Origin of the sequence: Natronococcus sp. A-GB7, assembly GCF_029688865.1 — an archaeon.
In the GTDB taxonomy this organism is placed as follows: domain Archaea; phylum Halobacteriota; class Halobacteria; order Halobacteriales; family Natrialbaceae; genus Natronococcus.
The window spans coordinates 86,851-108,810 of record NZ_JARUKV010000014.1 but is presented as its reverse complement, the minus strand read 5'-3'; the positions used below and the strand labels follow the sequence as shown (position 1 = coordinate 108,810).

Sequence of the window (21,960 nt, the reverse complement as noted above, 5' to 3'; positions counted from 1 at the left end):
AGCGTCGTTGATCGTCCGCAACCGGAGAAATCGGACCGTAGCCGTTCGTCCGATCCGGACAGGGTCGGCATACTCGTCGCCGGAGGCGACGATCCGGTGAACGCGCCGTCGAGCCGGGCTCTCGACGGACGTCGTCGGTCGAGGGGTTTCGATCGATCGTCGCGTCAGCTTCAACTCTCGGGCTACAGACGGGCTCGAACGGGCGTCGGAGCCGGAATATCTGTAGGTTCCCTATAACAAACCCCGCCGTCGACGTCGCTCGCGGCAGGACATGTGTATCGAGACACGATCGAGGAGACGTCGGACCGCCAGCCTATGAACCGATCGGCGCTCGACTGGCTCTTCGCCGTCGGCTTTCTCGCGCTCGCCGCAGGGATCGCGCTCGCCCGCGACGCACCCGCGACCACCTACGAGTCGTCGGTCTACACCGGGACGCCGACGGCGGTCTGGATCGCGTTCGCGCTGGCGCTCGCGATCGCTGTCAGCGCGAGCCTGGCCTGTTACGGCCGCCAGCAGGCGATCGGGATCGGGCTCGGCGCCGCGACGGTGACGTCGATAGTGAGCCTACCGGTGATCCGAGGCTACTACTTCTACGGGATGGGCGACGCCCTCTCGCATCTGGGCTGGACCAGGGACATCGTCGAGGGGGAGATGGCGGCCCACGAGCTGTTCTACCCGGCCGTCCACTCGCTGGGCGCGATCTTCTACTTCCTCGGCGGGATCCCGATCGAGCGCGGACTGCTGTTCGCGCTGGTGGTGGTGTTCGTTCCGTTCCTGATCTTCGTCCCCCTCGCCGTGCGGGATCTGAGCGGAAACGCGCTCGCGGTCGGTGTCGCGGGGATCGTCTCCTGGATGGTGTTGCCGATCAACAACGTCGCGACCCATATGGGTGTCCACACCAACTCGAACGCGCTGTTTCTCGTTCCCGTCGTCGTCTTCGCGGTCGTCGCGTTCCTCCGTCGGCGCGCGACGATCGAGCGGCTTCCGCTCGGCGTCTCTCCGTTTAGCATCCTGGTGTACCTCTCGGCGATCGCCCTCCTGCTGGTCCACCCCCAGCAGATGGTCAACGTCGTCGTCTTCGTCGCGGCCGTAAGCGGCGTCCAGTACCTCGCTCGCAGGCGCTACACCGATCACCCGATGCTCGAGCAGCCGACGCTGCACACCCAGACGGTCGTCCTCGGGACGATCTTCGGCCTCTGGGCGGTGACCAACCAGCGGTTCCGCGACGCCGTCGAGGGGTTCGTCACGGGCATCTTCGCGGCCGACGTCGGCGGAGGCGAGGAGATCGACCAGCAGGGCGGGTCGCTCACCGAGATCGGCGGCAGCCTCGCGGAGCTGTTCGTCACGATGTTTCTCGACGCCGCCCTGATCGGACTCGTCGTCGGGCTGTTCCTGCTGCTTGCCGTGATCGGCCGGACGAGACTGGACGCGGAGGGACGGTCGCTCGTCACGTACTTCACCGCCGCGCTTGTCCCGCTCGGCGGAATGTTCCTCCTCTACTTCCTCGGGACGCCCAACATGGCGTTCCGGCAGATGGGCTTTATCTACGTCCTGCTGACGATCCTCGCCGGGGTTGCCATCGCACACGGGGTAGGCGGGCTCTCCCGATTCGTCTCGAGGCCCGGTGCGAACGCCGTCGCGGCGGTGGTGCTCGGTGGCTGTCTCGTGCTCGGACTGATGACCGTCTACGCCTCGCCGATCATCTACAGTCCCGGCCAGCACGTCCCCGAAGCGACGTTCAACGGCTACGAGGTCGGGATGGACCGCGGCGCCGACGACACGCCGTACGCGGGGATCGGTTACGACCCGTACCGGCTCGATCACGGCATCAACGGACTCGAGGGTGAGGAGTCGCTGACCGCGGGCACCGCGGCCAGCGGCGAACTCGACGCCGAGGCGTTCAACGACGGGAACTACAGCGGCGCGTACAACGATGCGGATCACTACCTCGTCGTCTCCTCGTTCGACGAGACCCGCGAGTTTGACGTCTACCAGGGGCTTCGATACGAGGAGACGGCCTATCGCGGGCTCGAGTACGATCCGTCAGCTGACCGGGTGATCTCCAACGACGACTTCCGGATGTACGCGGTCGCGGGTGAGGACGACGAGTAGGTCGACCGCGAGTGAGTCACGGTCGTCGTCCCGTCGGACTGCCGGCTTCGAGCTGGTAATAGCGTCTTGTTCACGAACGATCATAGACAAATACGGATTTCGCCGACGAAGGTCGTGGTTACTCGAGCGATGAGGTCGACGCCGTCCCCGAAACCACGCCTTCACTGTCGTCGCTGCGAGACCGATACCCTCGACCGACTTTCGTATGTTCGTAACGGAACCGCTCTACATTCTGTCTGAATAGGTAACGTGTACAATATAATCTGTAAATTTAACCCAAGATGACAAGAAAAGGTTTATGTCCCGTAAGGCCGGGTTACGAAACTGTATGGCGCAGCAACCCCGTACAACCGATGCGAGTAACGCGACGAATACAGGCGGTAACACGTCCTTAACCCGTCGGAGCTACGTGCAGTCTCTCGCAGCGGTTGCAACGGCAGCGGTCTCGGTTGGTGCAACGGGCGCCGCCGCCGCCGACGAGCAGTACGAGGTTATCGAAGCCGAAGGCCAGACCGTCACGATCAGCGACGGCGAGACCTGGGAGAACAAGCTGATCGACATGACCACCGGAGGTGACATCACCGTCATCGCCGAGGGGAGCGACTGGACGATCCGAAACGTCGGCTTCCACGGCGAGAACACCTCCGGCGCCGGCTCCGCGACGTTCGGCGTCGCCGACACCGGCGGGGCGACGAGCACCGTCGAGAACGTCTACCTCGGCGACGGCTCCGACTCGCAGAACGCGTCCGGCACCGGCCACGGACAGACCGGCTTCTGGGTCAACCCCGACCACTCCGGTCACATCGACTTCCGGAACCTCAACATCCAGGGGTTCGCGGACAACGCGATCTACGCCTCCGCGCCCGGTAACGCCGGCGGCGGCACCGTTCACATCGACGGCTGTTTCGCCGCGAACTGTTACGTCTCCCACTACCGCCTCGCGACCGAGGGCAGCCGGGTGACGAACTCGAGCGTCCTCGTCGACGAGGAGGGGTTCGAGGGGCGTGGCATCTGGGCGTGGGCGCCCGGCACCGTCGAGGTCGAGGGCTGCCAGCTCGAGATGAACGGCGCGAACACGGCGATCGACGCGGGCGCGAACGGGAACGGGACGGAAGTCGTCGTCAGCGACACCGACTACGACGACGCTGCCGGCGTCGCCGAACACGACGGCTCGAGCGTCCGGTTCGACGACGACGTCGGCACCGACCCCGAGGCCTTCGTGCCCGAGGGCGTCCCGACGAGCGCCGAGGAAGCCGCGAGCGAGTAACGATCGATCCCCGCTGGCGCTGCCCTCCACCGCGCCACCGCGAACTGCCCCGCTGACGCAGCCCTCCGCTGCGGTCCTCCGCTGATGCAGCCCTCCGCCGATGCGGTTCTTCGCCGACGCAGTCCGCCGCTGACACGGCCCTTCGCCGGGCCCTCCACCCGCCGTTTTTCTCCTGTCGATCCGTCTTTCGTCCGCGACTCGAGCGCGATCCGGGGTGCCGGCCGGAATAACTGTTCCTTATTTCGGACGATCGGTGATCCGATCGAACGTCAGAGCCCGGTAATCAGCGATTACTCGAGAGCCGTCGAGTGTTTGTGTATATAATATTCCGTGGCATAAAATAGAAAATCTACGTAACTAATCGCCACCGCCGATTTAGTGTCTGTTAATTTTATGCGAACTAGAGGAGAAACTTTATACGGGTAGTACGGAATTACTCGATTGCAATGGCACGCGAACCTTCGGTACTGGATGCGGAGCGATTTGGCGGTGACGGCGACGAGCCGTCGGAAACGAACGGTAATCCCGGATTACTGGATCGACGGTCCTACCTGAAGCTGGCCGGGACGACGACCGCCGCGGCGGCCTTCGCGGGCGTCGCGAGCGCCGACGATGACTACGACGTCATCGAGGCCAGCGGACAGACGATCCAGATCGGCGAGGGAGAGACCTTCGAGAACACGCTGATCGACGTCTCGAACGGAAACGGGATCCTGCTGAACGTCACCGGCGCCGACGCGACGATCCGGAACGTCGGCTTCTCGGGACTCTACCAGGGTGGTGACTTTGCGATGACGATCAACGTTCCTTCCGGTGACGTCCTCGTCGAGAACCTCTACCTCGGCGACGGAGCGAACAAGAGCGGCGAGAGCTTCGTCCACGGACCCGGCGCGATCTTCCTGCACCGCGACAGCAACGCCGACGTCACGTTCCGACACTGTAACGTTCAGGGCTGGCCGAACAACGGCTTCTACTGTTCGAACACGGCCAACGGCGGCAGCGTCCGCTTCGAGTCCTGTTACGGCAAGAACAACGGTGTGGCGACGTTCCGGTGTGCGAGCGCCGCGGACGAGATCGTCGACTGCGTCGCGTACAACGACGACACCGACTACTCCACGGCAAACGGGGGCTGGGGTGGCTACACCGAACAGCACGGCCGACCCGTCTGGGCGTGGTCGCCGGGACCGGTCACGATCGAAGACTCGCAGTTCGCCGCCGGCCCGTACGCCGCGGCGTTGCTCACCCACGAGGGTGGGACGATCGACTTCCGATCGGGCTCCTACAGCGGCGATACACAGGGTCAGGTCCAGACCGGCGAGGTCACCAACGATCCGGACCTCTCGGTTCCCGACGGCGTTCCGACGAGCGCGGAGGAGGCCGCGGCCGGCGCCAGCCAGGGATCAAGACCCTCAACTGACGACGAGGAGGAAGACGAGGACGAACCCGAACTTCCGAACCGAATCCGCTTCGAGGGCGACGCGTCGGACGCGACCCGCTACGAGTTCGTCGTCGACGGCGAGGTCGTCCCCTCGACCGACGAGGGCGCGACGATCGACGACGGCCTCGAGATCGAGGACGGGACGGTCCACGGCAGCGTCGCCGACTGGATCGACGCCTTCCGGTTCGACGGCGACGTAGAGAGCATCACCGTCGACGGACCCGCCACCGTGATCCTCGACGGCGAGGAGATCGATCCCGACGAGTACGGCCCCGAACTGCCCCACGTCCTCGAGCTCGAGGGCACCGGCGAGCCCGCGAGCTACGAGATCACGGTCGACGGGACGATCGAGGCCGACGACGAGGAGATCCAGAGCTCCGGCTCGACCGTGCAGGACTCCGTGACCGACGGGAGCCGAACGTTCCGGTTCTCGGGGACGCTCGCCGACGTCACGTTCTCCGAGGGCGAGGCTCGAGTCTCCGTCGACGGCGAGGAGATCGACCCCGACGAGTACGGCGACAGCGAGTTGCTCCCCCACGCGCTGGTGATCGACGGCACCGAGACCGACGCGCCGAGCGTGTACTCCTTTACGGTCGACGGCACGGTCGTCAAATCGGAGTACCGGGACGCCTCGATCGACGACGAGGACGTCATCGAGGGGGCGACCGTTCGGGGCACCGTCTCCGACTGGCAGGACGCCTACTGGTTCGAGGGCGAGATCACGGCGTTCCAGCTCGCCGGCGACGCGGCCGTCGACGTGCAGTACAACGCTCGCGATCAGTGAGCGGCTGACTGCGGCCCGTTCCGGCCGGTAGCGACGGCGGCGGTTCGCGACGTCCGCGCGGCGTCGCCACTCGTCGAATCGTTGCTCGGTTAGAAGACGGCTCCCACGCCAGGAACAGCAGCTGGCACGCGAACTGTTCCGGTACTGGATGGCGGTTCTGGGAGCCAAGCGTCACTACGAGCTAGATAAATAAAAGTCCTTCTCGAGCGTTCGCCGACGCTCGAGGCCGCTTTCAGCTCGGCGGCCGAGCCATCGGTGGCCGCTGCGGGTTTCGGGCGACGGTCGCCGACCGGAGACCGCAGGCTCACTCGATTCGAGAGAGTTTGCCGTTGACGGTCCGTTCGGCCTGCCGGTTCGTGACGGCGTGGACGACCGTCAACAGGGAGAACGCGCCGACGACCGCCCCGGCCAGGGCTATCGTCGGAACGGCGGCGAGCGGCGGGAGCCCGATCGTCGCCGCGGCGACGACGACGATTCCGACGAGGCTCAGTAGGGCGTACCACCGGTCCCACCGGTCTTGCTGGTGGGTATCGGTGTCGAGATACATCATGAGCAGATCGGCGTTGTCCGCCAGCGTGATGAGCCCCCGATCCTGGTCGTACTCGACGATTCCGGCGTCGTCCATCTTCGGCAGATGCGTCTGATACAGCGCGACGTACACCCGCTTTCGCTGGTCGGAGCTCAACGCGTTGACGTCCGTATCGTTCTCCCAGGCGGCGATCTGCTCGGCGAGTTCGCCGAGGGTAACGGTCTCGTCGGCCTCGAGAAGATACGCCAGGACCTCCCTTCGGCGCCGGTTTTTCAGGAGCTCGAAGATGACGTCTTTCGAGAGTCGACCGTCGTCGTCGGTATCGGTAACCGATGCGATTTCGTCGGGAAGCGAGCTGTCGATCGACGACATTATGGAACGCCTCCCCCACCTGTACGTTCGGCTCCCGCGGACTTCGTTCGGAACCGGTATTTGTAGCGGTCGGACTGTTCGGCCGACAGCGACCGCTGCAGCTTCGAAAGCGACGTTGCGATCACGATTGACACACCAGGTTGTACGCCAACAGTGATTCTCTTAAGCACAACCACGTTTCGCACCGCCTGCAAAGGCGCTACGGACCGGCTTCCGGTTCGTAACAACGAGGGGAGGCGAGACCGACCGCTCGAGAGCCGATTCCGCCGATCGACCGATCGCGGTATCGACCGATTGGCGACGCGTAGTGACCACGTACGGCTGCGGTGAGCGAGCCGGCGACGAGGACGGACGGGTCGGTAACACGACACTGGATCGAGGCTTTCGACTGCAAGGCTATAAACTCAGTCGACGGTTCGAACCCGCAAACGGGGGTTACACGATGAACGTGAGATTTACCTTATGTCCTCGCTGAAACGATAGAATCGACGCATCTTCGGCGTTCTCGCTCACGTCTCGGAGACGGCTCCGCCGAGGGGACCACCACCGAACGGGTGGCGTCGGACGCCACTCTCGACTCGAGTTCCGTTTCCTCAGTCGGGTGGAAACGGGACGACGGCGTCGGTCATCGCTCGTTCACTCGACGGCGTTATCGGACACGAATCAGTAAGTCTCGGTTTCTCCCGAAACCATGTGACCCCCTTACAGTGTCGGAATGGGTTCTCGATACTGATGACGCGGTCCATCGTCGATCACGCCAGAGCCGAATCGGAGTCACGAAGTCGGGAGGTGGCCCTGTGTCCCGACTGTGAGACCGAGACGATTGTTCACGATCCGGACCGCGGCGAGCGGGTCTGTGCGGAGTGTGGGCTCGTCCTGACCGAGGACCCGATCGACTACGGGCCGGAGTGGCGGGCGTTCAACGCCCAGGAGCACGACGAACTCTCCAGGGTCGGCGCGCCCCTGACCCAGTCGATGCACGATCGCGGGCTGACGACGACGATCGACTGGCGCAACCGCGACGCGAACGGCCACTCGATGTCGGCGGACAAACACGGCCAGCTCCACCGCCTTCGAGTCTGGCAGGAGCGTATCCGGACGAAAAACGCCGGCGAGCGGAACCTCAAGTACGCGCTCTCGGAGATCGATCGGATGGTCAGCGCCCTCGGAGTGCCAAAGCCGGTCAAGGAGACGGCGAGCGTCATCTACCGGCAGGCTCTCGAGCAGGATCTCATCCGGGGGCGGTCGATCGAGGGCGTGGCGACCAGCGCGCTGTACACGGCGTGTCGCAAGGAGGATATTCCGCGCAGCCTGGAGGAGGTCACCGCCGTCTCCCGGGTCGATCAGCGCGAGATCGGCCGTACCTACCGGTACATCGCCGACGAGCTCGACATCAACCTCGAGCCGACGAACCCCCGTCAGTTCGTCCCTCGCTTCTGTTCGGAGCTCGACGTGGACACCCACGTCGAATCGAAGGCGATCGAGATCATCGACGAGACGACCACGCAGGGACTGCACTCGGGGAAGTCGCCGACGGGGTTTGCGGCCGCGGCGATCTACGCCGCGGGGCTGCTCTGCGAGGAAACGATCCCCCAGCGCGCGGTCGCCGACACCGCACAGACGACCGTCGTCACGGTCAGAAACAGGTACCGCGAGCAGCTTGAGGCGATCGACCAGCAGCCGGCTACATGATCGACCGCTCGTTCTCGCTGTAGACGTCGTCGTCGAGCAGCGCGTGCAGGTTGGCGTAGGGGACGAACGCGACGAACTCGTCGTCGCCGTTGTACAGCTCGAGACCGCTGTCGATTCGGTCGTACCGTTCGCAGACGATCTGTCCCTCGGGGAGAATCGCGCGGAACATGCGGCGTGTGTTACGGTGTCGATCCGCATATAGTGTGGGGGACAGCACTCTCGGAGTCCCGAACGTAACCGGTTTACCCGTACTCCCGCTACGGGCCGTCAGTGACCGACCACTCCTCGACCGACGCCGACGACGGTACCGAGCGCGAGGTGACGGACGAGCCGACCGACGGGGGCGAGGACGAGGACGCCCTCGAGCGAGCGGTCGACGGGGAACCGACGCCCCCCGAAGACGAGGAGCCGACGATCGCCGAGTTCCACGACGCCTCCCAGCGCGAGGGCTCGCCCGTGCTCACCGCGGCCGCCGTCGCCCGCGCCCTCGAGATTCCCCACGAGGAGGCGAGCGAACGACTCGAGACCCTCGCCGACCGAGGCGACCTCGAGCGCCTCTCGGTGTCGACGGATCCCGTCGTCTGGTACCCCAGCGAGCTCGAGGACCTCACCGATCGCGAGCGCGTCGTCGTGTTTCCGAAGCGCCGCGAGATCGTCGTCGATCGGCCCGACCAGTTCACGCGGGCGCAGCTCTCGCAGTTCGCCCACCTCGCCGACGGCAACGGCGAACAGGGGTACCGCTACGTCGTCCGACCGGAGGACGTCTGGAGCACGCCCCACGACTCCTTCGAGGAGCTGGCTCGAACGATGCGTCAGGCGCTCGGCCAGCGCAACGAGGCCCTCGAGGAGTGGGTCGAGAGCCAGTGGGATCGGGCCCACCAGTTCCGGCTGGCGACCCACGAGGAGGGCTACACCGTGCTCGAGGCCCAGACGCCGGAGATCATGGGCAACGTCGCCCGCCAGAAACTCGACGAGGAACACGTCCACGCCCCCATCTCCGAGACCGAGGACTGGGTCCGCGAGGGAGCCGAGGCCGCGATCAAACGGATCCTCTACGAGGCGGGCTACCCGGTTCAGGACCACCGCGAGCTCGAGTCCGGCGAGGAACTCGAGATCGACCTCGAGGTCTCGCTGCGCGAGTACCAACACGAGTGGGTCGACCGCTTCGCCGAGGCCGGCGAGGGCGTGTTCGTCGGGCCGCCGGGCAGCGGGAAGACCGTCGCGGCGATGGGCGCGATGGCTCACGTCGGCGGCGAGACCCTCGTCCTCGTGCCGAGCCGCGACCTGGCGCGTCAGTGGGCCGAGACGATCGAGGAGTACACCTCGCTCGAGCCCCACCAGATCGGGCAGTACCACGGCGGCCAGAAGAACGTGCGCCCGGTGACGATCGCCACCTATCAGATCGCGGGGATGGATCGCCACCGCTCGCTGTTCGACGACCGCGAGTGGGGGCTCGTCGTGTTCGACGAGTGCCAGCACGTCCCCTCGGACATCTACCGGCGCAGCACGCACCTTCAGTCCCGCCACCGCCTCGGGCTGTCGGCGAGCCCGATCCGGGAAGACGATCGACAAAAAGAGATCTTCACCCTCGTGGGGCCGCCGATCGGCACCGACTGGGAGGCGCTGTTCGAGGCGGGCTTCGTCGCCGAACCCGAACTCGAGATCCGCTACGTACCGTGGGGCGACGAGGAGCAGGGGAACGCCTACGGCTCGGCGGAGGGCCGCGAGAAGTACCGCATCGCCGCCCGCAACCGGGGGAAGATCGACGAGGTACGGTACCTGCTCTCCTCGCATCCCGGCGCGAAGTCGCTGGTCTTCGTCGACTACCTCGAGCAGGGCCGGGAGATCGCCGACGCGCTCGACGTCCCGTTCCTCAGCGGGGAGACGCCTCACCACGAACGGCGTCGACTGCTCGAGGAGTTCCGCCGGAACGAGCGGGATCTGCTGGTGATCTCCCGGGTCGGCGACGAGGGGATCGACCTCCCGACGGCGGACATGGCGATCGTCGCCTCCGGGCTCGGGGGGTCGCGCCGCCAGGGCACCCAGCGGGCCGGGCGGACGATGCGACCCGCGGGCGGGGCGCTCGTCTACGTGCTCGCTACTCGAGGGACCCGCGAGGAGGACTTCGCTCGCCGACAGCTCCAGCACCTGGGTCGGAAGGGGATCACGGTTCGCGAGCAGAACGTCGACTCGGCCGAGACAGCAGACGAGGAGTAGCTCGAGGACTCATCCGGATTCGGCCTCGATGACGGCCTGCTCGACGGTCCTGTCCTCGACCTGGTCGACGGACTCGACTCCGAGGATCACGACGCCGTTCTCGAGGGCCGCCCTCACGAGGTCGTCCTCGACCGGGTCCGCGAACTCGAGGCGGACGTGCTGGTCGATCCGTCGATCCCCCGTCGAGGCTCGGACCGATGCGGTCCGCGTGCTGGCCGGCTACCTTTTAGCAGCGAGAGAGTCCCGCCGTTCACGGCGTCCTCAGAACGCTTCGCGTTCTGATGGGCATCGCGACCTTACAGCGTCAGAAACGTTCCTGAAGCGGCACACAGAACAGTCAGCCAGGCCGATGGCACGGCCCGTGCGGTTCAAGTGGGACGACCACAACTGGTCGGAGCCACCATGCTCTCACGAAAGTCCCAACGAACAGCGCACAAACCCGAGTACCGTCCACCACAACGGGAAGGGTGCCTCCGGGGAATCGGCATAGCCGAGACTCCCACGGAGGAAACCGCGCCCTTCAGGGCGCGGAGGATGTCATAAACGTCGTGCTGGCTACAACGATTGACGCAGCAAACCGGGACCTCCAAAATACGCTGTTCTCGATTGGGATCGGTACCAGCATGTTTTGATTATCTGGGTTAAAACCCTACGGGTTTTTTATCCGAGAGCCCTAACTGGCGGTATGGAATATGAGGTGGGAGTGGACGAGTCGGTGACCACCGCTATCGTCCGCGCAGTGAGCGCTGTAAACGGTCGTCAACCTAGGTCGATGCCGCCACTAACCCATGTCATCAATCCGGACGCGTTAGACGCACTCTTCGACTCGCGGTCTAACGGCGAACCGCGAATCGGTGGTCGTCTCTCGTTTATCTATAATCGCTGTCGCGTCACCGTCGACAACGGCGAATATCTCACCATTCAGCTTCTCGATGACTGCCCACGGGTTACTGACGATCGAGAGCGAGACCGGACCGAATTGCAGTGACAGCTGAACCAACAGTGGTTCTGTGGGATTACTGTCCAGGGTCGTGAGCGGGCACCAGTCCTTGGGCCATGAGTCGACGAGCGATCACGACAAGTCCGTTCCCGAACCCTTCGCCAAATATCGCCTGTTCCTCCTTCGAGCCAGACGTGATCGAACTCACTAGGATCGTCGATCGATCGATCAGCAATAACCGACCAATGGCCGTCTCGTCTTCGGTTGCGTTTTCGCTGTGTAGCCACTCCAGGCCCGTGATGAACGTTGTGGCGTCCGGAACCTTCGTTTGAATCTGGTCTTCTAACGGCTCCGTCAGCGCACCAATGATCAGCGTGACGCCGTTACTGACCACCTCGTTGAGGGAGTCGGCGAGATCATCTGTCAGGAGCGACTCGTCGCCGATGACGAGCACGACCTCGTCGGTCGCTTCCTCGATGAGTTGATCCGTTCGGTTTTCGATCCCGTTCTGGCCGGACAGTGACCAGACTTGCTGGATAGGGGTGTCATCGCCCTCGTCGACGATGTCGATCGTGTCGAGCGCGTTCTCGAGTCGCTCGACGCGCGCTTCGTACTGGTCACGAAGCGTTTCGGTCGCCTCCTCGAGGGAGACGGCTCGAAACTCCTGTGGGCTCGAGTGTTGGACTTCGACAAGCCCCTGGGATTCCAGCACTCGGACCGCATCGTACACCCGTGTTCGGGGAACCTCGGTCATCTCGCTGAGTGTCTTTGCCGTCCCCGAACGTAGACGGGAGAGACCGACGAAGCACCGCGCCTCGTATTCTTTCAACCCGAGTTGTTGAAGGAGCCCGATCGCTTCCTCCACGCTTTCATTTGTATCCATGTGTCCCAACCTTCCGGGAAGCCCCGGAAACTCACCCGACTGTTGGGTTCCAGAACGGATAGGCATTGTCACTCCTGTTATGACGGCTCATACCAATAGACCGTGAATCGGTCGCTAACCGAGCGAATTCGCGGCATCTCACAGCCCGTTCGTTTTGTTGTAACTATCTCAGTGACTACAGTCGGATAAGACGATTCAAGAGAGGGCAATCGAAGACAATATAAAATCGAGAAGTCACCCGATTAATCACAAAAAGGATATACGGCACGACGGCTGACTTCTAGACCGGTACGCAGTCCAGTGCTGTGTCCCAACCACCTTACTGCTGCGTGCCGGTCCGGCCACCTTGCGTGGCCGGGTTCGTACTGATCCAGAGCTGGTATCTCGATGAGTAGTAATCCATCCAAAGAGCCGGAGACCGCCGCGACCGAGCAACTCGAACGGTTCGGGCTGAGTACCTACGCCGCGCGGACGTTCGTCGCGCTCGCCAGCCTCGGTACGGGGACGGCCAGAGACGTGAGCCAGGTGTCGGAGGTACCACGCACTCGCGTGTACGATGCCGTCGACGAGTTACGCGAGTGGGGACTCGTCGACGTCCAGCAATCCTCTCCCAAGGAGTTCTGGGTGATCTCCGCCGAAACCGCTTGTCGACGGTTCGAACGGGACTTTCAGCATCGAGCGGATACTCTCCGGACGGCACTGAGCGAACTCGAGCCGGCCGAACAGCGAACCGAGCAACGGGGAGTGTGGACGGTTAATGGACAGGCGGCGGTCACGGATCGAGCTCTGGAGTTCTTCACCACCGCCGAGGAGGAGATCGTCTACATGACTACCGAGGATCTCCTCACCGAGGACGTGATCGACGCGTTGAGCGAGGCCGCCGACCGGGGTGTTTCGATCAAACTCGCGGGAGTCTCGTCGGATGTCCAGGAGCAGATTCAAGAGGAGATCCCGGGTGCGACGATGTTCGAGTCGCTGTGGGTCTGGTCGGACACGTCAGCAGGTCGGCTCATGATGGTCGACGGGCGCAAAACGCTCGTGAGCGCGCTCGTGAACGGTAACAGCGCGAGCGTCTCCGATCCACGCTCGGAAACCGCTATCTGGGGCGAGGGTGACGCGAACAGTCTCGTCGTGGTCCTGAAGGCGATTTTCACGTGGCGACTCGATACCATTGATTCGAACTAACGGAAACGACAGCATACCGGCTGGTCGGGGAGGAAGGGGAACCGCTATTCAGGAATTCGTCTGCACTACTCGCACCGGGAGCGAGTCTCGTACCGCCTCGCTCTGCTCGTCAGGCTGGTACCGAACGCTATCCGCTTCGGGATCGACTTCGACGACGCCGTGGTCGGTCAGCTTCGGCAAGTGCTTGTGGGCTAGTTGGATGGCAAGTCGGTCTCGGTCCAGGCGGGTAACGGTGGACGCTGCGTCACTGCTATGCAGTTGATCACTGAAGTCTTCGATCGTTGTCCTGCCGTTGGACTCTTCCCGTATCGGTAGATGACTCTTCGACGGAGTCTATCCGAGACGATTCGGAGACAGGCGTCGAGATGCTTTTCTGCCATGCTTCAACCGACAACTGGGAGTGGCCTCAAAGAGCGACATTTTCACACCCATTCTATTTTTGATTAAATGAGTGATGAGATTTGCACCGGTGCGTTCACACGCTCTCTGTAACAGTTCACCAATTCGAACCTACACGTTAGATCAGGGTAACGAAACCGTATTATCGACTACTGATTCCCGTCGCGTCGCTCCACCGACGTGAAGAAAGTATTCAAGGTCTCGGATTCGAACACAGTGACCATGAACGAGTCGCGTCCGCGGGTGGTCGGTCGGTGAGCGACCAGCGGGAGGTCCTCGTCGGCGAGACCGCCGACGGCACGGAGCTGACGCTGCCGGTGATCGAGCTGCTGACGGGTCGCGGGTTCGCGACCGGCAAGAGCGGGTCGGGGAAGTCCAACACCGCCTCGGTGATCGCCGAGGAACTGCTCGAGGCGGGCTTCCCCCTGCTGATCGTCGACACCGACGGCGAGTACTACGGGCTAAAAGAGGAGTACGAGATGCTCCACGCCGGCGCCGACGAGGAGTGTGACGTCCAGATCGGTCCCGAACACGCCGAGCAGATGGCGACGCTGGCCTTAGAGGAGAACGTCCCGATCATCCTGGACGTCTCGGGCTACCTCGAGGAGGACGCGGCCGACGAGCTGTTGCGGGAGGTCGCCCGTCAGCTGTTCGTCAAGGAGAAGAAGCTGAAGAAGCCGTTCCTGCTCGTGGTCGAGGAGGTCCACGAGTACATCCCCGAGGGCGGGGGCGTCGGCGAGACGGGCAACCTGCTGATCAAGATCGGCAAGCGCGGGCGCAAACACGGGCTGGGAATCCTGGGGATCAGCCAGCGCCCCGCGGACGTCAAGAAGGACTTCATCACGCAGGCCAACTGGCTGGTCTGGCACCGACTGACCTGGGACAACGACACGAAGGTCGTCGGGCGGATCATCGACACCGAGTACAAAGAGCGCGTCTCGGATCTCGACGACGGCCAGGCGTTCGTCCAGACCGACTGGACCGAGACCGACGTCCGGAAGGTCCAGTTCCGGCGCAAGCGCACGTTCGACGCCGGCGCGACCCCCGGTCTCGAGGAGTTCGAGCGACCCGACCTGAAGTCGGTCTCCGACACCCTCGTCGGCGACCTCCAGGAGATCTCCGAGCGCGAACGGCGGGAGGCCGACCGGGTCAACGAGCTCGAGGCCGAACTCGAGAAGCGCGAGCAGCGGATCGCGACCCTCGAGAGCGAGCTCGAGTCCGCCCGCGATATCTCGACGGCGGCCCAGCAGTTGGCCGACGCCGTCGCTGGCGTCGAGACGACTCAGTCTCAGCTGCCCGGAAACGACGAGGAGCGACGCCGACTCCACGAAGAGGTCGTCGAACTCGAGGCCGAACTCGAAGACCGCGAGGAGCGAATCGAACGCCTCGGAGAGAAACTCGCCGATCGGACCGACGAACGGGATCGACTGCGCGAGGAGGTAGAACAGCTGCGCGAGCGCGTCACGGAGCTCGAGAACCCGGAGACGGGCCGCGAGATCAGCTACACCGAGTTCGGCGACGAAGCGAGCGGGGAGAGCGGAGCGAGCCGTGACCCCGACGACGTCGACGTCGAGGCGCTGTTCGACGAGGAACGGGTCGCCGACCGCCTCGAGCGGGCCTGCGACCGGTCGCTGTGCTCGCTCGAGGCCGGCGAGGAGATACTCGAGACGCTCGTCCGGGAGGGACCGCTCGAGACCGAGCGGCTGGCGACGCGAGTCGAACGCTCGACGATCGCGGTCCAGAGTCTCGTCTCGGAGCTGCGAACGCGATCGGTGCTCGAGCGGACCGCCGACGGGGCCTACGGGCTCGAGGACGGGCTCCGATCGACGGCGGGCGAGTCGCCGACGCGGGCCGACTGAGCGAGGGCGTCGAACGCGTCGCGATCGGGTCGATCGCGGACCGGGATCGCGACCGTTTCCGCGGCCAGTTTCGTCGCCGTCGCGTATGTCGGATCCGTTCGAACCGCCTCGGCCAGGCGCGGCCAGGTGTGGGCCGTCGCGATCCCCGCCGTCTCGAGGACGGCGAGCAACCGATCCGGCTCGGACGTTCGGACGGGAACCGCCTGCGGGCAGATCCCCTCCGGAAGGGCGGGGCGGACGATCTCGAGGTCGTCGCGATCGGAGAGCAGCCGGAGCCAGGCCCGGTAGTTCTCCCGCCGAGTGGCCCTGATCGCGCGGGCGTCGACGCGCTCGAGGACTCGCGCGGAAAGCCTCGACATCGGTCGCTTTCCGGCCTCGTACCGATCGCCCGGGCTCGCGACGGGAGGTCTACCGCCCCGGCTCGCGAGCAGGCCCTCGGCCGAGCGACGGAGCCGCGCGTTCGATTCGAGCACGTCGGCAGCGAGCGCTTTCGCGACGAAGCGGCAGTCGCTGCCGTCGATCCGGTCGCGGACTCCGGCGATCGACGACGGCTCGAACCCCGCTCGGGCCGCGTCGCTGTTGCAGTACAGCACCGCCCCGTCGGGGATCGGGAGGAGTTTCCAGAGGCTCGTGATGCCGAGGTCGCCACGCGTTCCGAGCAGGGTGTTCTCGTGGAGGCTGAGCGAGGCGTGGGCGTTGTCGTCGACGTGCTGACAGCCGTACTCGGCGAGCAGGGCGCCGAACTCGTCGAACCGCGGCTGCGGAAAGCCGAAGTACTCCACCGACAGGCCCGCGACCGTCTCGGCGTCGAGTCGGCGGTCGACGTCGGACAGGTCGGGCCCGAGATCCGGCCGAATCCGGTAGTACCGCGGCTCGAGACCGAGTTCGAACAGCGGTTCGGCGACGCCGTCGGGAAGGTACGCCGGTAGGAGGACGTTGCCGCCGTCGGCGGCGATCGGCGCGAGTCCGTCGCGGAGGGCCGCCTTTCCCGACCCGTACGCCGTCAGACCCGGCTCGTGTTGCTCGAGCGTTGACAGCACTCCGTTCGGGTCCGGCCGTCCGAGCGCCCGCGAGAGCAGTAACGTCGAGTCCACGGATCAGCTCCCTCGAGCGACCCCGTCGGCCGGCGGTGTCGATTGCTCGAGCATACCGGACGGCGTACCCGATCGACTCGTATAGTCGTGTCGGCCATACGCCACCGCTTCGGGCAGCAGGCGCGTCCTACAGCCGCACTACGGCGTTTGACCGCTTGCCGACGGCGAGCTACAGCGACCGCCTACAGTCCTCCCAGTGGTTGCATAACAAAGCCCGGACGGGCACAGCAGTCGCCTATGGATGGTTCGAACGACGGAGACGGTCTTCGACTACTCGTCATCGGGCTCGACGCCGGCTGTCGGCCGATCCTCGAGCCGCTGTTCGAGGCGGGGGAGACGCCGACGTTACGGCGGCTGTTCGAGGCGGGGACCAGCGGCCCCCTCGAGTCCCAGATCCCGCCGTGGACGGCAAGTGCCTGGCCGTCGCTGTACACCGGGAAGAACCCAGGCAAGCACGGCGTGTTCGACTTCCTCTCGTTCGACGGCTACGACTGGACCGTCGTCAACTCGACGCACGTCCGAGAACGGCCCGTCTGGGAGCTGCTGAGCGAGCACGGGCTCTCGAGCGTCGTGGTCAACCTCCCCGTAACCCACCCCGCGCGGGAGTTCGACGGGGCCCTGATCCCGGGGATGACCGCGCCCGAGGAGCCGGACTGTCACCCCGAGGGAATCCTCGAGGACGTCGAGAAGGCCTGCGGGGAGTACCGGATCTACCCACAGAACGGGGCCGAACCCGCCGAGTCGATCGAGGCCTACGAGCGAGTGACCGAGCTGCGGGGGAAGGCGTTTCGCTACCTCTGTCGGCGCTTCGAACCCGACTTCGGCTTTCTGCAGTTCCAGCAGACCGACTCGGTCTTCCACGAACGCGACGGCGAAAAACGCGCGGTCGAGGCCGTCTACCGCGAGGTCGACCATCAGATCGAGGCGACCATCGAGCGCCACGACCCGGAGAACGTCCTGATCGTCAGCGACCACGGGATGGGACGGGTGACGGGCCACGAGTTCCGCGTCAACGAGTTCCTCAGAAACGAGGGCCTGCTCGCCGCGCGAAAGGGCGGCGAGGGGATGCCCGACTGGTCGCGGGCGTGGGAGAACGACCTGCTCGCCGGGAACGACGCCGACGATCACGAGGCCGGCCCGCTCGAGCGGGCGATGAACGTCGCCGCGACGGTCGGGATCACGACTCAGCGGGTCGCCGACGCGCTCGATCTGGTCGGTCTGAAGGAGCCAGTCGGCAGGCGGGTCCCCAACGACCTGCTTCGGGCGGCGAGCACTCAGGTCGACTTCCCCGAGTCGCGGGCCTACGTCCGCTCGAAGAGCGAGCTCGGGATCCGGATCAACCTCGAGGGACGCGAGCCGAACGGTACGGTTCCCTCCTCGGAGTACGAGTCGATCCGCTCGGCGCTCGTCGAACGGCTGTCGACGATGCGAACTCCCGACGGAGAGCCGATGTTCGAGGCCGTCGAACCGCGGGAGCGGTACTTCAGCGGTCCGTACCTGGATAACGGGCCGGACATCGTCACGGTTCCCAGAGGGTTCGACAACGCGATCGTCGCCGACCTCGACGGGGCCGAGTTCGCCCGACCCCGCGAGTCGTGGAACCACAAGCGAACGGGAATCGTGGCCGCAACCGGCTCGGCGTTCGACGAGTCGGCCGACCTCGAGGGGGCGACGATCTTCGACGTCGCGCCGACGATCTGTTCGCTGTTCGACGTGCCGATCGACGCCGACATGGACGGCACCGCGCTGCCGATCGTCGACGAGAGTGCCGTCACCGACTACCCCGCCTACGAGCCGGCGACGATCGCCGTTACCGACGACGGCGCGGTCGAGGACAGGCTCTCGGATCTCGGATACCTATGAGCGTCGAGATCACCGCCCTCGATCCGGAGGCCGACGCCGACGAGTGGAACCGGTACGTCGAGCGCTCCGACGGGACGAACCCGTTCAGCCGGGCCGAGGCAGTCCGTCTGCAGGCCGAGGACACCGACTCGACGCCGCACCTGCTCGCCGGCTTCAAGGGCCAGGAGGCCGTCGGGATCTTTCCGGTCTTCGAGTACACCAAGGGCCCGATCACGGGCGCGTTCTCGCCGGCTCCTCAGGCGTGGTCGTGTTATCTCGGCCCCTCGGTGTTGAACGTCGACAAGCTCAAACAGCGCAAGGCCGACAGACGGATCCAGCGGTTCCTCGAGGGCTGTTTCGAGTGGATCGATCGCGAACTCTCCCCGCAGTACTCCAAGTTCGTCGTCGCGGAGTTCGAGGACGTTCGACCGTTCGTCTGGAACGAGTACGACGTCGAGCCGGGGTACACCTACGTCGTCGACCTCGAGGGCAGCGAGGACGACCTGCTCGATCGGTTCAGCAGCGACGCCCGGAACAACGTTCGCAACGCCGACCCCGACGCCTACGTCGTCGAGGAAGGGGATAACGACGACGTCGAGCGGATCGTCGATCAGGTCGCCGCCCGCTACGAGAGCCAGGGCCGATCGTTTCAGCTCAATCCCGAGTTCGCACGGGCGGTCCACCGCGAGCTTCCCGAGGGAGCGATCCGGCCTTACGTCTGCCGGGTCGACGGCGAGTTCGTCGGCGGCATTCTGGTCGTCGAGTCCCAGACGACCCGATACCGCTGGCAGGGCGGCGTGAAGCCCGACACCGAACTCGATCTCCCGATCAACGACCTGCTCGACTGGCACGTCATGCGCGACGGGCTCCATGTGGGTCTCGAGCGCTACGACCTCGTCGGGGCCGGCGTACCGAGCATCAACCGCTACAAGGCGAAGTTCAACCCCCGGCTCGAGACCAACTACACGATCACGGCGGGCTCGTTCGGCCTCGATCTGCTGATCGATCGCTACAGAAAACTGCGGTAGGCGGTCCGAAACCGATTGTTTCGAACGCGAAACGAACTACTCCTCGATCCAGTACTTCGACTGTCTGGCGTCGTCGAGGCTGACCCGACTGTCGACGACGTCGTGGTCCGTGAGCGTTCCCAGCGCGTATCTGACCGTCCGGGGACAGAGCCGCGATTCGAGCGCGATCTCCTCCTGGGTCATCGCGCCCTCGTACTCGAGGACCTTGTAGACGAGTTTCGAACTCGGCGGGAGCTCCGAGACGACGGACGCCTCGACGTCACGCTCGGTCGTACTCATCGGCGGTCGCGGCGGCCGGACTCGCCGGCTCGCTCGAATTCGAACGCGGTCGTCGGTGCGGTACGAACGGGACGCTTTCGCTCTCGAACGGGTGTGATCATGCCGTCCGGACGGCCACCGCGGGAACGTATATACGATACCGACGGTTCAATTCGATAGGGGGTGGCTACCGACTCGTTCGACGGGGACGCGACCGCGAACACCGCCGTCGGAAGCCGACGGCGCCGGGTCGGGATCCGGAAGTCGACACATATTAACGCCGGGGCCGCCGTCACGATTCGTATGTTCGGGACCAGTGGTATCCGTGGAACCGTCGGAACGGACGTAACGGCCGCACTCGCGCTCTCGGTCGGCCGTGCGGTCGCCTCCGACGGGTACGACCGCGTCGTCGTCGGCCGCGACGTTCGCGACAGCGGCCGTACGCTCGTCGACGCGATCGCTGCGGGACTCCAGGAGTGTGGCGCCGACGTCCTCGAGGTCGGCGTCGAGGCGACGCCGACGGTCGCCCGGGCGATCGACCACCTCGAGGCGGACGCGGGGATCGTCGTCACGGCCTCGCATAACCCGAAGACCGACAACGGAATCAAGCTCTGGACGCCCTCAGGAAAGGCGTTCGGTCCCGAGAAACGAGAGTCGATCTCTCGCCGAGTTCGTGAAGACGACTACGAGCTAGCCGACTGGGACGGCCAGGGGCGACGGGAACGTCGCGAGGGCGTCCGCGAGCACCATGCGAGTCGGCTCGAGGCTGCGGTCGCTCTCGACGACCCCCTCGAGGTGGTCGTCGACATCGGCAACGGAACGGGCGTCGTCACGGCGACGGTTCTCGCGAACCTGGGCTGTCGGGTCCGGACCCTGAACGGCCAGCCCGACGGTTCGTTCCCGGGACGACCCAGCGAGCCGAATCGAGAGACGCTGGGCACGCTGATGACCGTCATGGCCGAGACCGACGCCGAACTCGGGATCGCCCACGACGGCGACGGTGATCGGATGATGGCCGTCGACGAGACCGGCGAGTTCGTGCCGAAGGACGCTCTGCTCGCCCTCTTCGCCCGGAACGCGGCCGGCGACGGTGACCGCGTCGCAGCGCCCGTCGACACGAGCCTGGCGGTCGACGACGCGCTGGCGGCGGTCGGGGCCTCCCTGACCCGAACGCAGGTCGGTGACGTCTACGTCGCCGAGCGAACCACCGAGGACGACGTCGTCTTCGGCGGCGAGCCCAGCGGCGCCTGGATCTGGCCGACCGAGACCCGCTGTCCGGACGCCCCGCTCGCGGCCTGCAAGCTCGCCGAACTGGTCTCGCGGGAGGGGCCGCTCTCGAAGCTCGCCGCCGAGATCGACCAGTACCCGATCCGCCGGACGTCGATCGAGGTCGAGGCGAAGGAGGCCGTGATGGAGGCGGTCGAGACGACCGTCGGGGAGGAGTACGACGATGTCGACACGCTCGACGGCGTCCGGGTCGGGACCGACGACGGCTGGTTCCTGATCCGGGCGAGCGGAACCGAGCCAGTCGTCAGAGTGACCGCGGAAGCGCGCGCGGAAGCCGACGCGGACTCGATCTTCGCGACCGCGACTGGAATCGTCGAACGAGCGACCGAGGCGGCGAACGTGCTCGAGGAGCGCTAGGAGGAGGTGTCAGCGGGGGACCAGACGGTAGAACGGTCGTTATCGTCGTTCCTCCGGGATGAAGTCGGAGGTCTTCATCTCCCGGTAGGTCGCACACTCGGGACAGGCGTGGACGACGTCCCGATTGTCACCGAACACGCGGGCGAACTGCCGGGTCACCTGGTTGTCGCAGTTGACACACCGCGGCGAGGTCGTTTGCTGCCCGGACGAGATCGGCGTCCACTTCGCGTCGGTTGGTTCCGTCGACATCACCAGCGGCTAATCACAGAGCGGTATTTAATATAGGCAGCATAACGATCGCGATGAAATTTAGTCCGATCTTTCCGTTCCGAACGGTCCCTCGAGGGGGGTTACCAACCCGTCTCTCGATATCGACGGCGTCGCGGGTTGAACCCGCAGAAATTACACATTTCTGAA

General features: G+C 65.1%; 16 protein-coding genes and 1 pseudogene. 11 read left to right on the top strand and 6 right to left on the bottom strand.

The window, feature by feature from the left end:
- The first annotated feature begins 315 nt into the window (after positions 1-315).
- The 3 genes from QA609_RS14065 to QA609_RS14055 all read left to right on the top strand — a co-directional run bounded on the left by QA609_RS14065 (position 316) and on the right by QA609_RS14055 (position 5,601).
- The gene (locus tag QA609_RS14065) at positions 316-2,112 is read left to right on the top strand and encodes a hypothetical protein (RefSeq protein WP_278303245.1); all 1,797 of its coding nucleotides are present in this window, start codon (positions 316-318) and stop codon (positions 2,110-2,112) included.
- 328 nt (positions 2,113-2,440) lie between these two features.
- Positions 2,441-3,379 carry a hypothetical protein gene (locus QA609_RS14060; RefSeq protein ID WP_278303244.1) on the top strand — a complete coding sequence of 313 codons (939 nt, stop codon included), beginning with the start codon at positions 2,441-2,443 and terminating at the stop codon, positions 3,377-3,379.
- Positions 3,380-3,825: 446 nt separating this feature from the next.
- The gene (locus QA609_RS14055) at positions 3,826-5,601 is read left to right on the top strand and encodes a hypothetical protein (protein ID WP_278303243.1); all 1,776 of its coding nucleotides are present in this window, start codon (positions 3,826-3,828) and stop codon (positions 5,599-5,601) included.
- A 304-nt stretch (positions 5,602-5,905) separates the two neighbouring features.
- On the opposite strand, the gene QA609_RS14050 is transcribed toward QA609_RS14055, so the two are convergent.
- Complete coding sequence (locus tag QA609_RS14050) at positions 5,906-6,502, bottom strand: ArsR family transcriptional regulator (protein ID WP_278303242.1); 597 nt, start codon at positions 6,500-6,502, stop codon at positions 5,906-5,908.
- A 732-nt stretch (positions 6,503-7,234) separates the two neighbouring features.
- Here QA609_RS14050 and QA609_RS14045 point away from each other — a divergent pair.
- On the top strand, positions 7,235-8,194 hold the full coding sequence (locus QA609_RS14045) for a transcription initiation factor IIB (RefSeq protein ID WP_278303241.1): 960 nt from the start codon (positions 7,235-7,237) through the stop codon (positions 8,192-8,194).
- On the opposite strand, the gene QA609_RS14040 is transcribed toward QA609_RS14045, so the two are convergent.
- Positions 8,187-8,363, bottom strand: coding sequence for a hypothetical protein (locus tag QA609_RS14040; protein WP_278303240.1), 177 nt, complete (start codon positions 8,361-8,363; stop codon positions 8,187-8,189). The two genes, QA609_RS14045 and QA609_RS14040, sit on opposite strands and share 8 nt — an antisense overlap.
- A 101-nt stretch (positions 8,364-8,464) precedes the next feature.
- Here QA609_RS14040 and QA609_RS14035 point away from each other — a divergent pair, with 101 nt between their 5' ends.
- Positions 8,465-10,411, top strand: a complete 1,947-nt coding sequence (locus QA609_RS14035) for a DEAD/DEAH box helicase (protein WP_278303239.1) — start codon at positions 8,465-8,467, stop codon at positions 10,409-10,411.
- 280 nt (positions 10,412-10,691) lie between these two features.
- Positions 10,692-10,901: pseudogene (locus QA609_RS14030) on the top strand (RNA-guided endonuclease TnpB family protein); the annotation flags it as partial.
- Positions 10,902-11,427: 526 nt separating this feature from the next.
- Here QA609_RS14030 and QA609_RS14025 read toward each other — a convergent pair.
- Positions 11,428-12,234: a helix-turn-helix domain-containing protein gene (locus tag QA609_RS14025; RefSeq protein ID WP_278303238.1), complete on the bottom strand. Its 807-nt coding sequence runs from the start codon at positions 12,232-12,234 to the stop codon at positions 11,428-11,430.
- Between the two features lie 387 nt (positions 12,235-12,621).
- Between QA609_RS14025 and QA609_RS14020 the strand changes: the two genes are divergently transcribed.
- Complete coding sequence (locus tag QA609_RS14020; RefSeq protein ID WP_278303237.1) at positions 12,622-13,419, top strand: helix-turn-helix domain-containing protein; 798 nt, start codon at positions 12,622-12,624, stop codon at positions 13,417-13,419.
- 653 nt (positions 13,420-14,072) lie between these two features.
- Positions 14,073-15,677, top strand: a complete 1,605-nt coding sequence (locus tag QA609_RS14015) for a DUF87 domain-containing protein (protein ID WP_278303236.1) — start codon at positions 14,073-14,075, stop codon at positions 15,675-15,677.
- Here QA609_RS14015 and QA609_RS14010 read toward each other — a convergent pair.
- Complete coding sequence (locus tag QA609_RS14010; RefSeq protein ID WP_278303235.1) at positions 15,617-16,771, bottom strand: DegT/DnrJ/EryC1/StrS family aminotransferase; 1,155 nt, start codon at positions 16,769-16,771, stop codon at positions 15,617-15,619. The genes QA609_RS14015 and QA609_RS14010 overlap by 61 nt on opposite strands.
- A gap of 237 nt (positions 16,772-17,008) precedes the next feature.
- Between QA609_RS14010 and QA609_RS14005 the strand changes: the two genes are divergently transcribed.
- Complete coding sequence (locus tag QA609_RS14005; protein ID WP_278303234.1) at positions 17,009-18,634, top strand: alkaline phosphatase family protein; 1,626 nt, start codon at positions 17,009-17,011, stop codon at positions 18,632-18,634.
- A complete protein-coding gene (locus QA609_RS14000; RefSeq protein WP_278303233.1) occupies positions 18,631-19,641 on the top strand; it encodes a GNAT family N-acetyltransferase in 1,011 nt (336 codons plus the stop codon). The genes QA609_RS14005 and QA609_RS14000 overlap by 4 nt, the downstream gene beginning before the upstream one ends.
- 36 nt (positions 19,642-19,677) lie before the next feature.
- Here QA609_RS14000 and QA609_RS13995 read toward each other — a convergent pair whose 3' ends face one another.
- Positions 19,678-19,920 carry a MarR family transcriptional regulator gene (locus tag QA609_RS13995; RefSeq protein ID WP_278303232.1) on the bottom strand — a complete coding sequence of 81 codons (243 nt, stop codon included), beginning with the start codon at positions 19,918-19,920 and terminating at the stop codon, positions 19,678-19,680.
- Positions 19,921-20,202: 282 nt separating this feature from the next.
- Between QA609_RS13995 and glmM the strand changes: the two genes are divergently transcribed.
- A complete protein-coding gene (gene glmM, locus QA609_RS13990; protein WP_278303261.1) occupies positions 20,203-21,543 on the top strand; it encodes a phosphoglucosamine mutase in 1,341 nt (446 codons plus the stop codon).
- 39 nt (positions 21,544-21,582) lie between these two features.
- Here the strand turns inward: glmM and QA609_RS13985 are convergent, their stop codons facing one another.
- Positions 21,583-21,792: a hypothetical protein gene (locus QA609_RS13985; RefSeq protein ID WP_278303231.1), complete on the bottom strand. Its 210-nt coding sequence runs from the start codon at positions 21,790-21,792 to the stop codon at positions 21,583-21,585.
- Between the last annotated feature and the right edge of the window lie 168 nt (positions 21,793-21,960).

Coding starts and splice junctions, on each gene's coding strand:
- QA609_RS14065 (WP_278303245.1), top strand. CDS start 316: ATGAACCGATCGGCGCTCGACTGGCTCTTCGCCGTCGGCTTTCTCGCG.
- QA609_RS14060 (WP_278303244.1), top strand. CDS start 2,441: ATGGCGCAGCAACCCCGTACAACCGATGCGAGTAACGCGACGAATACA.
- QA609_RS14055 (WP_278303243.1), top strand. CDS start 3,826: ATGGCACGCGAACCTTCGGTACTGGATGCGGAGCGATTTGGCGGTGAC.
- QA609_RS14050 (WP_278303242.1), bottom strand. CDS start 6,502: ATGTCGTCGATCGACAGCTCGCTTCCCGACGAAATCGCATCGGTTACC.
- QA609_RS14045 (WP_278303241.1), top strand. CDS start 7,235: ATGACGCGGTCCATCGTCGATCACGCCAGAGCCGAATCGGAGTCACGA.
- QA609_RS14040 (WP_278303240.1), bottom strand. CDS start 8,363: ATGTTCCGCGCGATTCTCCCCGAGGGACAGATCGTCTGCGAACGGTAC.
- QA609_RS14025 (WP_278303238.1), bottom strand. CDS start 12,234: ATGGATACAAATGAAAGCGTGGAGGAAGCGATCGGGCTCCTTCAACAA.
- QA609_RS14020 (WP_278303237.1), top strand. CDS start 12,622: ATGAGTAGTAATCCATCCAAAGAGCCGGAGACCGCCGCGACCGAGCAA.
- QA609_RS14005 (WP_278303234.1), top strand. CDS start 17,009: ATGGATGGTTCGAACGACGGAGACGGTCTTCGACTACTCGTCATCGGG.
- QA609_RS14000 (WP_278303233.1), top strand. CDS start 18,631: ATGAGCGTCGAGATCACCGCCCTCGATCCGGAGGCCGACGCCGACGAG.
- QA609_RS13995 (WP_278303232.1), bottom strand. CDS start 19,920: ATGAGTACGACCGAGCGTGACGTCGAGGCGTCCGTCGTCTCGGAGCTC.
- glmM (WP_278303261.1), top strand. CDS start 20,203: ATGTTCGGGACCAGTGGTATCCGTGGAACCGTCGGAACGGACGTAACG.
- QA609_RS13985 (WP_278303231.1), bottom strand. CDS start 21,792: ATGTCGACGGAACCAACCGACGCGAAGTGGACGCCGATCTCGTCCGGG.